This window comes from Actinophytocola sp., from assembly GCF_035712165.1.
Taxonomy (GTDB): Bacteria; Actinomycetota; Actinomycetes; order Mycobacteriales; family Pseudonocardiaceae; genus DASYTH01.
On sequence record NZ_DASTBH010000001.1, the window covers coordinates 1 to 13,793 of the forward strand.

Genomic DNA, 13,793 nt, shown 5'->3' on the forward strand with positions numbered 1-13,793 from the left:
GCGCCGACCGAGACCCCCCAGTCCGCGGCCATCAAGGAGAAGTACTCCTCCAGGGCGTCCACCCCGCTCAGCACGGCGACCGCGATCACCGCGGCCCGCACCGCGGGCCGGCGGGCGGCCTCGGCCAACCCGGCGCGCAGCGTGGCGAAGTAGCCGCCCGGCGCCGCGTCCTCCGGCCCGGTATGCCGCGGCGGCTCCGGCAGCCGGGTCGCCAGCACCGCACTGCCCAGGCAGGTCGCCACGCTGGCCCACCCGACCAGCTGGTAGCCGCCGAGGTTGAACAGCACCGTGGCCGCGACGGCGACCGGCAGCTGGGCCAGCAACTCCAGCGCCTCGATCCAGCCGTACAGCCGGGGATAGTGGTCGGCCGCGCCTGCGGCGGCCAGCCCGTCGTAGAGCAGCGCCTCGAACGCGCCGCTGGCCAGCGACCCGCCGAACGCCCAGAGTGCGAACCCGGCCGCGAAGCCGGCGAACCCCGGCAGCAGCACCCACATGGCGAACCCGCAGGCGGTCAGCGCGCTGGACGCCACCAGCGCGGCCCGGCGGGAGAACCGGTCGGCCAGCGCACCGGTGGGCACCTCGGCGACGAACGCCACCGTCGACCAGATCATGAACAGCACCGAGATCTGCGCCGCGGACAGCCCCGTGTCGGCGAACAGCAGCGCGTACAGCGGGTAGAGCGGCACGACCTCGGAGAGGGTGGCCCAGACCAGACTCAGCCGAACGAGCCGGCGGGCAGCAGGCGGTACGGTGCGTCAAAGAAACGGCATGTGGCGCATGCTAACCAGTGGCGCGAGCGGCGCAATCGGTTTTCAGACCAGGGTCGCGCCACCGGTGTCCACCTCGCCGCGCGCGACCAGCCAGGCCAGCGACTCGCGGACGGCCTGCAGCGAGGAGTACCGCGGCGCGTAGCCGAGCAGCGTGCGGGCCTTGTCGATGCTCATGCTCGGGCTGTGCTCGAGGTGTTCCCGGCTGGTCCGGGCGTCCTCCGGGTCGACCCCGTCCGCCCAGGCGTCGAACGGCTCGAACCGCAGCCGGGACGGCACCCCGAACCAGCCCGCCACCGCGGCCGCGTAGCCGCGCAGGGTCAGCGCCTGCGGCGAGACCACGTGGAAGCTCTCGCCGGCCGCGGCGCCGCGCCGGTTCAACGCCAGTTCGAAGGCCTGCGCCACGTCGTCGGCGTGCACGTGGTGCAGCGTCTCCAGACCGAAGTTCGGCAGCGTCACCTCCTCGCCCCGGGCCAGCGCGCCGAACACCCGCAGGTCGAAGTTGCCGACCGGGTTGCACGGCGGCCAGCCCGGTCCGACGATGTGGCCCGGGTGCAGCACGGTCGTGGGGGTGCCGCCCCGGCGCGCCTGGCCGAGCAGGTAGGCCTCGATCTCCGCCTTGGCCAGCCCGTACTCACCGAACGACTCCCGGGGCACGTCCTCGGTCACCGGCACCGCGGCCAGCGGGCCGTGCACCCAGATCGTGCCGCAGTGCAGCAACAGCCCGGTCCGCCCGCGCAGCGCCTCGGCGATCGCCCGGGCGCTGTCCACCGTGAAGCACACCAGGTCCACCACGGCGTCGGCGTCGAACTCGGCGACGGTCGGGCCGAACGTGCCGGCGGCGTCCTGCCCGTCGCGGTCCACGCTGACCCGGCGCACGCGCTGCCAGGCGGCGTCCGGGTGGTAGGCGTCGCGTTCGCCCCGGCTGAGCACGATCACCTCGTGTCCGCCGCGCACCAGCCTGGGCACCAGGTAGCTGCCGATGTGCCCGGTCCCGCCGATCACCACAACTCGCACGGCACACCGTACCGCCTCTCCGAAATTTGTCCGGTCGTTGCGTTCCGGCAAAAGGGGCGCGAGATCGGGTGGATGTGGCAGGGTGCCGTCACGGTCCCCTGAGGTGGCTGTTGGTCGGGCACGGGGTTTCCACGAAGATCCGCGTGCAGGCCCTGACCCCTGCGTTTCGCACTGTTGTAGATCGTGTTGGCGGCCAAGCAGAATGTCGGCGGGACAAGGAGGCGGTGCGGTGCGGGCGGGTTTGCTCAACCATGCCGGGCGGATCCTGCTGGTCGCCGTGGCCTACTACCTGGGCGCGCGGTTCGGTTTGGCGCTGGCCGTGGTGAACGGCCAGGTCACGCCGTTGTGGCCGCCCACCGGGATCGGCCTGGCCTGCCTGTTCCTGCTGGGGCCGGGCTGCTGGCCGGGCATCACGATCGGCGCGCTGGCGGCCAACCTGCCGCTCGGGCCGAACCCGCCCGCGGTGCTCATGATCTCGGTGGGGAACACGCTCGCGCTGGTCTGCGCCTACGTGCTGCTGCGCCGGGTCGGGTTCCGGGTGCAGCTGGACCGGCTGCGCGACGCGCTGGAACTGGTGTTCCTCGGCGCCTGCGGCGCGATGCTGGTCAGCGCCACGATCGGCACCGGCACGCTGGTGCTGGCCGGCGACCTGCCGCCGGGCGCGTACTGGCCGACCTGGCTGGTGTGGTGGGCCGGCGACGCCCTGGGCGTGCTGGTGATCACCCCGGTGGTGCTGACGGTGGGCCGGACCCGCTGGCGCTGGCCCGGTTCCTGGCTGCGGCTGGTGGAGGCGTTGTGTCTGCCGGCGGGCATCATCGGTGTCTTCGCGCTGGCCCGGGAAACCGCGACGCCGGTGTTCTTCCTGGCCTTCCCGCTGCTGATCTGGGCGGCGCTGCGGTTCCAGCACCGGGCCGCCGCGCCGTGCGCGCTGATCATGTCGGTGGGCGCGGCCGTCGGCGTGGTGCGCGGCGTCGGTGCGTTCGCCGAACTGGACCTGGCCGCCCGGATGGTGACCCTGCAGGCGTTCAACGCCTCGACCTCGCTGACCGCGCTGCTGCTCTCGGCGGTCACCATCCAGCGCAACGACGCCCTGCGCGCGGTGGAACGGGCGGTCGAGCAACTGTCCCAGGCGGTTGCCGCGCTGGAGCCGCACAGCCTGCTGCGCGACGGGATGCTGGAGAACGTGCTGAGGTCGCGTGCGCGCACCACATCGGACGGCGAGATCAGCTAGTTTCACCGGGTGGCCAAAGACTCCGCGATCGAACTGGAGGTCGGGCACCGGACGGTCCGGATCACCAACCCGGACCGGGTGTACTTCCCGGCGCGCGGCGAGACCAAGCTCGACCTCGTCAACTACTACCTCTCGGTCGGCGACGGCATCGTGCGCGCGGTGCGCGAGCGGCCGTGCATGATGCACCGGTTCCCGTCCGGTGTGGCCGGGGACAAGGTGCACCAGAAGCGGGTTCCGCACGGCGCGCCGCCCTGGCTGGAGACCGTGCGGGTCACGTTTCCGCGCTACGGCCGGCATGCCGACGAGCTGTGCGTCACGGAGCTGGCCAGCGTGGCGTGGGCGGTGCAGATGTCCACTGTGGAGTTTCACCCGTGGAACTCGCGGCGGGCCGACACCGAGAAACCCGACGAGTGGCGGATCGACCTGGATCCCATGCCGGACTGCCCGTTCGACCGGGTGCGCCGGGTCACCCACGTGGTCCACGAGATCCTCGACGAGTTGGGTGCGGTCGGCTGGCCGAAGACCTCCGGCGGCAAGGGGATGCACATCTACGTGCGGATCCGGCCGGAGTGGGGGTTCACCGACGTGCGCCGGGCCGCGCTCGCCTTCGCCCACGAGGTGGAGCGCCGCGCGCCGGACGACGTGACCACCACCTGGTGGCGCAAGGACCGCGACCCCAACCTGCTGTTCGTGGACTACAACCAGAACGCCCGGGACCACACCATCGCCGCCGCCTACTCGGTGCGCGGCAACCCGGAGGCGACCGTGTCCACGCCGATCACCTGGGCCGAGGTGGACGACGTCGACCCGCGAGATTTCACCATCGCCACGGTGCCGGCCCGGTTCGCCGAGCTCGGCGACCTGCACGAGGGCATCGACGACGCCGTGTTCTCCCTGGAACCCCTGCTGGAGTGGGCCGACCGCGACGGCGCCGAGTTGCCGGACGAGGAGTAGCTAGGCGCACAGGGTGGTGGCCGCGACCAGGATCTGGGGTTCGGACACCAGTACGTGCTGCGCGGCGCCGCCCAGCGGGATGAAGCTGTCCGCGCTCGCCACCCGGGTGATCCGGCCGGGGAAGCCGGCGTCGACCAGCGCCATGGTCACCGCCTCGGACACGCCGCCGGTGCGCCGGGTCTCGTCGACGATCAGCACCCGGCCGGTCGCGTTCGCCTCCCGCAACAGGTCCTCGACCGGCAGCGGCGCGAGCCAGCGCAGGTCGAGGACGCGGGCGTGGATGCCGCGTTCGACGAGCTGTCCGGCCACCCGCAGGCTCATCGGCACCCCGTTGGCGAAGCTGACGATGGTGAGGTCGGTCCCGTCGCCGTAGACCCGGGCACTGCCCAGCGGCACGTGCGCGCAACCGGCCGGTGCGAGCCAGCCGCCGTCGTCGGCGGTGTGCAGGTCCCTGGTGTGGTAGAGCGCGATCGGCTCCAGGAAAACCGAAACCTGACCGTCCACAGTGGCCGCCGCCGCGCAGGTGCGCAGCATGGCCGCGGCGTCGTCGGCCCGGCTCGGCGAGGCGATCACCAGACCGGGGATGTCGCGCAGCGCGGCGACCGCGTTGTCGTTGTGGAAGTGCCCGCCGAAGCCCTTCTGGTAGCCGTAGCCGGCGATCCGCACGATCATCGGGTTGCGGTACTGGCCCTGCGCGAAGAACCGCAGCGTGGCCGCCTCACCCCGGATCTGGTCGGCGGCGTTGTGCAGGTAGGCCAGGTACTGGATCTCGGCGATCGGCAGCAGGCCGCACAGTCCGGCGCCGAGCGCGAGGCCGAGGATGCTCTGCTCGTCCAGCAGCGTGTCGAACACCCGGGCCGGGCCGAACTTCTTCAGCAGTCCCCGGGTCACGCCGTACACGCCGCCCTTGCGGGCCACGTCCTCGCCGAACACCAGCACCTCCGGGTGCTCGGCGAGCAGGTCGGACAGCGCCTGGTTGACGCCCTGGGCCAGGGTGAGCCGGTCGGTGGTCGCCGGCACGGCGACCGGCGGCGGCTGCCGGACCGCCAGCGGCGCCATCACCTCGGCGGCGCCGGCGAGTTTCGGTGCGGCAGCGGCGGTTTCGGCCACGGCGGCGACCTCGGCCCGCTTGTCCTCGTACCGCGCGATCACCTCGGCCGGGGAGAGCACGCCGTGCTCGACCAGCAGGATCGCGGTGCGCAGCACGGGATCGCGCCGCGCCTGCGCGTCCAGTTCGGCCGGCTCCCGGTAGGCGAGCTCCACGTCGGACCCGGCATGTCCCATCAGCCGCACCACGCGCAGGTGCAGGAAGGCCGGCGCGCGGTGCTGTCGCACCCAGTCCGCGGCCTCGGCGGCCACCTGCGCGGCCTGCACCAGATCCGTGCCGTCCGCGGTGAAGTACCGGGGGCTCGATTGTCCTGAGTAGACACTGCGGACCCAGCCCGGCGGGGTGCGCACGCTGATGCCGATCTCGTTGTCCTCGCAGACGAACAGCAGCGGCAGGGGCAGTTTCTGGTAGGCGCAGTGCCGGGCGGTGTTGAACGCGCCGAGCGCGGTGGAGTGGTTGACCGAGGCGTCGCCGAAGCTGCACACCACCACCGAGTCGGCCGGCCACGGGAGGGGCAGGCCGAGCCGGGCGGCCCGTTCGACCGCGAACGCCACCCCGACCGCCCGGGGCAGGTGCGAGGCGATCGTGGAGGTCTGCGGGATCACCTCGAGTGCCTTGTGGCCGAACACCTTGTGCCGTCCGCCGGCGATCGGCTCGGCGGCCGCGGCGGTGACGCCGAGCAGCACGTCGGACAGCGGGGTGCTGCCCGGCACCTGGCGGGCGCGTTCCAGGTAGAACGCGCCGGACCGGTAGTGCAGCAGCGCGGGATCGGTCGGCCGCAACGCGGCGGCCACCGCCGCGTTGCCCTCGTGGCCGGACGAGCCGATGGTGTAGTAGCCCTCGCCGCGCGCGCCGAGTTCGCGGGCGGCCAGGTCGAGGTGCCGGCTGCCCAACTGCGCGTCGAACAGTTCCAGGCACCGGACGCCGGTCAGGTTGCCGCCGGGCAACGGCAGGGCCGGGTCGCGCCGGGGCCGCTCGGCGAGCGCGGCGACCGTGCCGAGGAAGTTCCCGTCTATCTTGATATCCGCCATCTAGTCCTCTGTGGACAGCCGGTAGTCCAGTTCCGGCTCTATGGTGGCCACGTCCATCTGCGCCTTCTGCAGCCGGCCGGAGAAGTCCCAGTTCATGGCCTGCCAGCGGGTGAACTGGTCGAGCACCCAGATCCCGGACTGCCGGCTGCCGTTGCCGGACCGGCCGTTGCCGCCGAACGGCAGGTGCGCCTCGGCGCCCGAGGTGGAGTTGTTCACGCTGACCATGCCCGCGCCGACACCCTGGCGGAACCGGAAGGCGCTGGCCGGGTCGGTGGTGTATATCGCCGAGGACAGGCCGTAACCGGGCGTGTTGGCGAGGTCGATGGCCTCGTCGAGGTCGCGGTAGGTGCAGATGCCCACGATCGGGCCGAACGTCTCCTCGGTGAACACCCGGTCATCGGGACGAACCCCGTCCAGCACGACCGGGTGGTAGTACAGCCCGGCGTCCGGATCGCCGGCGAAACCCGGCCGGGGGTTGCCGGCGCCGATCCGCCCGGTTCCGCTCGACCCGAGCACGGTGTGGTGTCCGGCCACCCAGCCCAGCACGGTTTCGTAGGAGTCGGCGAACTTCTGGTCCAGCATCGGGCCGTAGAGCACGTCGCCGGTGGGGTCGCCGACCGTGGCCGCCCGCACCGCCGCGTCGAACCGGCGGACGAACTCGTCGTGCACCGACTCGTGCACCAGCACCGTGCCCAGCGAGGTGCAGCGCTGGCCGGCGGTGCCGAAACCGGAGAACAGCGCGCCCTCGACGGCCAGGTCCAGGTCGGCCTCCGGCGTGATCACCATCGGGTTCTTGCCGCCGAGCTCCAGACACGGCGACTGCAGATGCCGACCACACAACTCGCCGACCCGGGTGCCCACGGCGCTCGACCCGGTGAACCCCACCTTGTCGATCACCCCGGCCTGCAACGCTTCCTGCAGACCGTCGAAAGTAGACTGTCCATCCGCGACGACCACGTTGAGCACGCCGTGCGGCAGGCCCGCCCGCCAGGCCAGTTCGGCCAGGGCGAGCGCACTCGCGCTGGCGTACTCGGCCGGCTTCCACACGACCGCGTTGCCACACAGCAGTGCCGGCACCAGGTACCAGGCCGGCACCGCGACCGGGAAGTTCCCGGCCGTGATCACGGCCGCCACCCCCACCGGCACCCGGAAGGTGAACAGTTGCTTGTCCGGCATCTCCGAGGGCACGGTCTGCCCGTAGAGGCGGCGCCCCTCTCCCAGGAAGAAGTCGCAGGTGTCGACGATCTCCTGCACCTCGCCGCGCGCCTCCGCGAGCGGCTTGCCGATCTCGCGCGTGACCAGCCGCGCCAACGTCTCCGCGTTCGCTTCGACCAGCCGCCCCAGCGCCGCGATCGCCCGCCCCCGCACCGGTGCCGGCACGTTCGCCCACTCCCGCTGGGCCCGCCGTCCGGACTCCGCGGCCTGCCGGAACACCGCCGGTTCCGCCAGTCGCACTCCGGCGACTACGTCATCCAGCCGAGCCGGGTTCCGGGACACGTACTCCGTCCCGCCCTCGACCCGCTTCCCATCCACCACCGAAACAATCGTCCGCACCCGCCCACGCTACTGCCCCCACTTCCGCGAGCCCCCCGCCCCCAGCAGCCGGGTCACGGCAGGGCGGTGGCGCACTGTGGCCGGTACCCGTTCCGCAGTGCGAGGACGGTGGCCGGCGGGGTGATCACCTCGGCGGTCCCGGTCGCCGGCCGGGCCCGCGGCGCGCCGTAGCCGGCCGGACTCCACGGCACCACCGCGTCGCCCGCGACCAGCGCCGGCACCCCGTCGATCAGCGCGAAGGCGCCGCCCGGCAGGTCCTGCCAGCGATGCGGATGCAGCCGGCGCCGGTGCGTCCCGCGCACGATCCGCTCGCCGTGCAACTGCCGGTCGATCTCCACCGCCAGCGGGACCCCGGTGCCGTGCCCGGCCGCCCACGCCCGCCGGTAGGCGTTGTAGTCCGCCCGCCGGCACAGCGCACACGGCCGGTGCCCGGCCGCCAGCGCGACCGCCTCATCATGGAAGAACAGCACGGTGTAATGCCCCGCCTGCCACTGCCGCGCCCGCCACCCCCGGAAAGCCAGCGCACAGATGATCCACAGCGCCCCCCGGTGAAACCGCACCACGTCCGCGTCCTCGTGCAGAATCCCCCGGTTCCCCATCCACGCCCCGCGCAGTGGCACCGCCACCACATCGCCCAGCGGCGTCACCCGGTTGCGCATCGGCCCACCCATGCGCCCATCCTCACCCCACCCCCCGACACGTCCCGTTTTGGATCATGCGTCGGTTGCACCGGTTGGGGGAGTGACACGGTTTGCCCGCTGCGGGAAGGTGACTCGGAATGCGGTGGTTGGGGCCGCCGCGCATGAAGGCACCGACCTAAAGAACAATGCCATAGGGCAGGTGTATGGCGTGCGGCCGCGCCGGGGGAGATGGTCCAACTATGCCCATGCGATCATATTCGCCGCAGGAATCGCCCTATGGTCCGGTCGGCTCGACATTACTGGAGGACGATGAAGGTGCGCGCCCCACTTGGCGGACGTATGGCCGCCAGGGTGATAGTCGTTGGACTTGTCTGCCATCTGTTGAGTGGATGCACGGACGTCAAGCCGAATGGTCTGGACAATCGCACGGAATGTGATGTCCAACGTACGCGCGCGGATAATTTGCGGGACAACGTGCTGATGCGCGACCGGCCGGAAGGCGTCAGTTTCAACGAACAAAGCTACGTGCTCCCGTGCGAGGACGATGACGGCGTGGGCGGAGTTGGCTGGAATGGCAATTTCACAACAGCAGACGAGGACGCAGTTCGCGCCTACTACCGGGGCGCCGCAGCGGCCGCAGGCTGGACGCTGAATTACGAAATACCGAACCGCGCATCAGGTCAAGCAGAATCGGAAGCGCGGCGCCCACAAATGTGTTTTGAAAGCGAACGTGAGAAGGGGGTGATACTAACGGTCTACTTTTGGAGCCCACCCGAGGCTGGCATTCCGGACCTTTTCGTCGAGCTCGAGTTCGCCGCACAGGACGTCACGTGCGAGAAATGGGTCCGCTAGTATGCGGCCTGGCGCGGGAACTCGCCGCGGGTAACCGGGAGTCGCGGGTCCGGGTGGAGATTCGTTTGCCGGTATGAGAATGAGCCGACCTGTCCCGCGCGGGATGGATGCGGAGATCGCGGGTTCGAACGAGGCGAAGGGGGCGGCGGCCGCCTGTCGGTTCCTTTAGGTCGGTGACCGCGCCGGTTGATGCGTCGAGTCGATTGGTTGGGCGTCAGGCGGAGCGGGCCAGTTGGGGGCCGGGATCTGGCAGGTCGACGACCAGGGTGGTGGACCAGCAGCGGGGGCAGGGGGTGAGTGCGGCGGAGCCCAGCGGATGGGGCCAGCAGGGGGCGCCGCACAGGGCGAAGAAGGTCCAGCGTCCGGTCAGGCCGAGCTGCCGGGCGTAGTAGCCGTCGAGCGGGACGGCGCGGGCGTTGTCAGGGACCTGATGGGCCAGCGGGCGGAAGATGCCGGGGAGGGTGCGGCAGTTGGTCATCGGGCTTGCTCCGGGCGGTGGAGCCGGCAGGCGCGGCCGAGTCGGGGTCAGGTCGCGCCTGCCGGGCTGAGGGCCGGGCCGCAGCGAGGTCGGTGCGGGAGTGGACATCGCTCGCGGCCCGGCGGGGGAGGGTGGGCGGCTGGAACGCGAAAGCCGTTCCCACCTTGTTGATGTGGGACTGGGCGTATCGTCCTCATGGGATCTAAGCTCAGTGCCTTGACTCTGCTCTATCCAAAACTGATTATCAAGAATCTGACCCACGTCCTTCCGGGTGGTCTTTCGCGATACCGTGAGTAGTCGAAAAGCCGGGTCCTGCCTCGGTCGGCCAGCCGCGCGAAAGGAGTTCGATGGCGGCACCCGTGCGCACTGTCCGGAAGTTGTTGCTCGGCAAGGAGATCGAGCACATGATCGCTGCGGCTGGGAAGACCCAGACCGAGGCCGGCGCGCTGATCGAGGTCGGTCAGTCCCGGATCGCCGGCCTGGTCAACGGCATCGGCGCGATCTCGGTGGGCGACCTGGTCCTGCTCGCCAACGGCCTCGGGTTCACCGATCCGGGTTACCAGGACGCCCTGCTCGAACTCCGCCGCGACAACCACAAGCGCGGCTTCTGGACCATGGGCTTCAACCGCGCCTACAGCGAAGAGATCCGGTTGATGGTCGACCTGGAGAGGCACGCGGACCAGATCCGGTCCTATCAGGTAGAGATCATGCCCGGCCTCGTGCAATGCGAGTCCTACGCCCGAGCCCTGCACGCCGACGCTCCCGAGGCGGGTGTCACCCTGGACGATCAGGTACAGGCCCGGATGGCGCGCCAGGACATCTACGACAAGGCCGATCCGCCTGGCGTGCACTATGTACTGTCCGAGTCCTGCCTTCGGCGGATCTGGGGTGACCGGCACGTGATGCGTGAGCAGATCGACTACCTGATCAAGCTCTCCGACCGGCCGAACGTGATGATCCAGGTGTTGCCGTTCGATGTTCCGCCCGGCCGGAGATCGCCGGTTGGCAATCGGTTCACTCTGGTTCGGGTACCTTCCCCGGGCGTGGCCGGCCCCTTGGAACTCGCCTACATCGAGAGTCAGGTCGAGATCCGGTACCTGGACGACAAGAAGGCGTTGGCCGCCTTTGATCAGGTCTGGGCGCGGCTGTCCACGGTGGCGTTGAGCTATGCGGAGTCCCGAAAGTTTCTGCGGCGGGTCGCCCAGGACTTCAAGTAATCGAGCGAGGGAGCCACCTATGTATGCCGAGCCGACCTTTCGCAAGTCGAGTTTCAGTGACCCCAACCAGGAGTGTGTCGAGGTTGCGCGGCACGACGACTGGGTTCAGGTGCGCGATTCGAAGGCTGGTCCGGACGACGGCCGGCTGACGTTCGTCGGCGCCCGGTTCACCGAGTTCCTGGATGGTCTGGGCCGACGGTAAGGCTCTCTGCGGTTGAGGTTGGAGGGGTTCCAGTCTTTCCAGCATGTGGGCTTGGCGGGCGGGGTGGGGGTTTGGTGCAGACAATATTCAGATGAGGGCGGTGGTTTACGAGAAGTTCGGGCAGACGCCCGAGGTGTGCACGGTGGCGGATCCGGCCCCGTCCCGGCATGGCGCGGTGATCCGGGTGGACGCCACCGGACTGTGCCGCAGCGACTGGCACGGCTGGATGGGGCACGACCCGGACATCCGGGTTCCGCACGTGCCGGGGCATGAGTTGGCCGGCAGCGTCGAGGCGGTGGGCGCCGGAGTGGAGACCTGGAAGGTGGGGGACCGGGTCACCGTTCCGTTCATCTGCGCCTGCGGCGGGTGCGAGGAGTGTGCCCGGGGCGCGCAGGAGGTGTGCGCCCGGCAGACCCAGCCCGGGTTCACCCATTGGGGTTCGTTCGCCGAGTTCGTGCCGATCGAGCACGCCGACCTCAACCTCGTCGGCCTGCCCGCCGACCTGTCCTACGGGGCGGCGGCCAGCCTCGGATGCCGCACCGCCACGGCGTTCCGGGCCGTGATCGCGCGCGGGCGGGTCGCGCCGGGGGAGTGGGTCGCGGTGCACGGCTGCGGCGGCATCGGGCTGTCCGCGATCATGATCGCGGTCGCGGCCGGCGCCCAGGTGGTGGCCGTGGACGTGGTCTCGAAGGCACTGGACATGGCCGGCGGGCTCGGCGCCGAGGTATGCGTCGACGGCACCGGGAACGACGTCGCCGAGCGGATCATCGCGGCCACCGGCGGCGGGGCGCACCTGTCCCTGGACGCGTTGGGCAGCCCGGAGACCGCCGCCGCCTCGGTGAACTGCCTGCGCCCGCTGGGCCGGCACGTGCAGGTGGGCCTGCTCCCGCCGGACGCCGTCCTCCCGATGGCCCGGGCCATCCGGTTGGAGCTGACCCTGCTCGGCAGCCACGGCATGGCCGCGCACGCCTACCCGCCGATGCTCGACCTGATCAGCTCCGGCGCGCTGCGACCCGACCTGCTGGTCACCCGGACCATCGGGCTCGACGACGCGCCCGACGCCCTGATCGCCATGGGCGGCCCGGCCCCAGGCGGCATCACGATCATCGAGCCGCGGGCAGGCTGAGCCTCAGCGGGGGGTGAGGGCGCCGTCGGGGGCGACCGTGACGCCGGTGGCGGGGAAGTCCGCAGTGGACAGATCGCGGACGAGATCGAGGGCGCGGTTCCTGGGGTCGGTGGCGGGCAGGCCGCCGCCGACCATCTCGGTGGCGACCAGGCTGCCGCCCACCCAGGTGCCGTCCTTGGCGAGCGTCGCCCGCAGGACCGCGCCGACGCCCATCGGGAACGCGGTGCTGAGCACCTTGTACCCGGCGAAGTTGCCCATGCTGTAGGCGATCAGCCGGTCCCGGTAGAACTCCATGCCGCGCAGCACGTGCGGGCTGTGTCCGACCACCAGGTCGGCGCCCGCGTCCACGACGGTGTGCGCGAACTTGATCGGGTCGCCGCGGTTCTCCCCGAGGAACGTCTCGGTGCCCGGCTTCACGTGCTGGCGGTCCGCGCCCTCGCCGCCGACGTGCATGTTGACCACCACCAGGTCGGCCTTGTCCGCCGCGCTGCGCACCAGGCCGGCGGCCGACTCCAGGTCGTGCACGCTCTGCATCCAGGCGTACGGGCCGAAGCCGAGCACGGCCACGGTGATCCCGTTCGCCTTGTGGAGGGCGATCTCATCGGATCCACCGGTCGGCGCCAGCCCGGCTGAGGTCAGCGCGGTCCGGGTGTTGCGCAGGCCCGCCGGCCCGGCGTCGTTGGTGTGGTTGTTCGCCAGCGCCAGGACGTGGAAGCCGCCCTCGCGCAGCACCGTGGCATACGAACTGGGCATCCGGAACGCGAAGCAGGTCTCCTTGGCCGGCGGTGCGGGTGGCGCGGACGGGGCCGGCGTGCCGGGGGGAGCCGACGGGTCCACCGGCGGGGCCGTCGCGGGTGGGGGCTTGGGGCACTTGACGTAGTCGGTCGGCTCGGTCAGCGGGGTCTCGAGGTTGCCCATGGTGAGGTCGGCCCGCAACGGCTCGGCGACCTTGTCGAAGAAGCCCCGCCCGTCGTCCGGCGGCAGCCGGTTCGGCGCGCTGCCCATGAGGATGTCGCCGACCGCGGCGATGGTGATGCCGGCCGGCGCGGGCGCCGAGGTGGGCGCGGCCGAGGACGCCGGGACACCCGGCGCCGGGACCGGCGTCCCGGCGGTCGAGCACCCCGCCAGGAGCCCGCCCGTGGCCGCGATCGCGGCGAGCAGCATGCGCATGGCGCGCAGTGTGTCAGAGCAGCCGGTGGGCGTGCGCGTAGATGGCCGCCTGGGTGCGGTCCCGCAGGCCCAGGCGGCTCAGGATGCTGGACACGTGGTTCTTGACCGTGCCCTCGCTCACCGAGAGTCGCCGGGCGATCTCCCGGTTGGTGGCCCCGGCCGCGACCAGTCGCAGCACCTCGATCTCCCGCGCGGTGAGCGCGACGTCCAGTCCGGACGGCTCCGGTGTGGACGGCCGGTTCAACGCCGACACCAACCGCTCGGTCACCGCCGGGTCGAACTGGTGCACGCCGGCGTGCGCCATCCGGATCGCCTGCGCCAGGTCGGCCGCGGGCAGGTCCTTGAGCAGGTAGCCGCTCGCCCCCGCTCGAAGCGCTTCGACGACGTACGCCTCGTCGTCGAACGTGGTCAGCATCAGCACCCGGCACGCCGGCAGCTCCCGGCG

Annotated in this window: 14 protein-coding genes; 6 read left to right on the forward strand and 8 right to left on the reverse strand. The window is 71.2% G+C overall.

The window, feature by feature from the left end; all coding sequences use genetic code 11:
* On the reverse strand, positions 1-686 hold a 686-nt coding region (locus VFO68_RS00005), incomplete at its 3' end, for an MFS transporter (RefSeq protein WP_325156002.1).
* A 126-nt stretch (positions 687-812) separates the two neighbouring features.
* Entirely contained in the window at positions 813-1,784 is a 972-nt protein-coding gene (locus VFO68_RS00010) for an NAD(P)-dependent oxidoreductase (protein ID WP_325156003.1), read from the reverse strand.
* A 229-nt stretch (positions 1,785-2,013) separates the two neighbouring features.
* Between VFO68_RS00010 and VFO68_RS00015 the strand changes: the two genes are divergently transcribed.
* Both VFO68_RS00015 and ligD read left to right on the forward strand, forming a co-directional pair.
* A complete protein-coding gene (locus VFO68_RS00015; RefSeq protein WP_325156004.1) occupies positions 2,014-3,015 on the forward strand; it encodes an MASE1 domain-containing protein in 1,002 nt (333 codons plus the stop codon).
* A gap of 9 nt (positions 3,016-3,024) precedes the next feature.
* The gene (ligD, locus tag VFO68_RS00020) at positions 3,025-3,969 is read left to right on the forward strand and encodes a non-homologous end-joining DNA ligase (protein WP_325156005.1); all 945 of its coding nucleotides are present in this window, start codon (positions 3,025-3,027) and stop codon (positions 3,967-3,969) included.
* On the opposite strand, the gene VFO68_RS00025 is transcribed toward ligD, so the two are convergent.
* The 3 genes from VFO68_RS00025 to VFO68_RS00035 are packed head-to-tail and all read right to left on the reverse strand — an operon-like array spanning position 3,970 to position 8,333.
* Complete coding sequence (locus VFO68_RS00025; protein WP_325156006.1) at positions 3,970-6,108, reverse strand: thiamine pyrophosphate-dependent enzyme; 2,139 nt, start codon at positions 6,106-6,108, stop codon at positions 3,970-3,972.
* Entirely contained in the window at positions 6,109-7,662 is a 1,554-nt protein-coding gene (locus VFO68_RS00030; protein WP_325156007.1) for an aldehyde dehydrogenase family protein, read from the reverse strand.
* 53 nt (positions 7,663-7,715) lie between these two features.
* Positions 7,716-8,333 carry a hypothetical protein gene (locus VFO68_RS00035; protein WP_325156008.1) on the reverse strand — a complete coding sequence of 206 codons (618 nt, stop codon included), beginning with the start codon at positions 8,331-8,333 and terminating at the stop codon, positions 7,716-7,718.
* A gap of 279 nt (positions 8,334-8,612) precedes the next feature.
* Here VFO68_RS00035 and VFO68_RS00040 point away from each other — a divergent pair, with 279 nt between their 5' ends.
* The gene (locus tag VFO68_RS00040) at positions 8,613-9,155 is read left to right on the forward strand and encodes a hypothetical protein (RefSeq protein ID WP_325156009.1); all 543 of its coding nucleotides are present in this window, start codon (positions 8,613-8,615) and stop codon (positions 9,153-9,155) included.
* A gap of 214 nt (positions 9,156-9,369) precedes the next feature.
* Here VFO68_RS00040 and VFO68_RS00045 read toward each other — a convergent pair whose 3' ends face one another.
* Entirely contained in the window at positions 9,370-9,633 is a 264-nt protein-coding gene (locus VFO68_RS00045; protein WP_325156010.1) for a hypothetical protein, read from the reverse strand.
* Positions 9,634-9,980: 347 nt separating this feature from the next.
* On the opposite strand from VFO68_RS00045, the gene VFO68_RS00050 reads away from it, so the two are divergent.
* The 3 genes from VFO68_RS00050 (at position 9,981) to VFO68_RS00060 (ending at position 12,178) form a co-directional block, all read left to right on the forward strand.
* Complete coding sequence (locus VFO68_RS00050; protein ID WP_325156011.1) at positions 9,981-10,850, forward strand: Scr1 family TA system antitoxin-like transcriptional regulator; 870 nt, start codon at positions 9,981-9,983, stop codon at positions 10,848-10,850.
* Between the two features lie 19 nt (positions 10,851-10,869).
* Positions 10,870-11,052: a DUF397 domain-containing protein gene (locus VFO68_RS00055; RefSeq protein ID WP_325156012.1), complete on the forward strand. Its 183-nt coding sequence runs from the start codon at positions 10,870-10,872 to the stop codon at positions 11,050-11,052.
* A 91-nt stretch (positions 11,053-11,143) separates the two neighbouring features.
* Entirely contained in the window at positions 11,144-12,178 is a 1,035-nt protein-coding gene (locus VFO68_RS00060) for a zinc-dependent alcohol dehydrogenase family protein (RefSeq protein WP_325156013.1), read from the forward strand.
* A gap of 3 nt (positions 12,179-12,181) precedes the next feature.
* Here the strand turns inward: VFO68_RS00060 and VFO68_RS00065 are convergent, their stop codons facing one another.
* Complete coding sequence (locus VFO68_RS00065; RefSeq protein WP_325156014.1) at positions 12,182-13,348, reverse strand: CapA family protein; 1,167 nt, start codon at positions 13,346-13,348, stop codon at positions 12,182-12,184.
* A gap of 13 nt (positions 13,349-13,361) precedes the next feature.
* On the reverse strand, positions 13,362-13,793 hold a 432-nt coding region (locus VFO68_RS00070; protein WP_325156015.1), incomplete at its 5' end, for a response regulator transcription factor.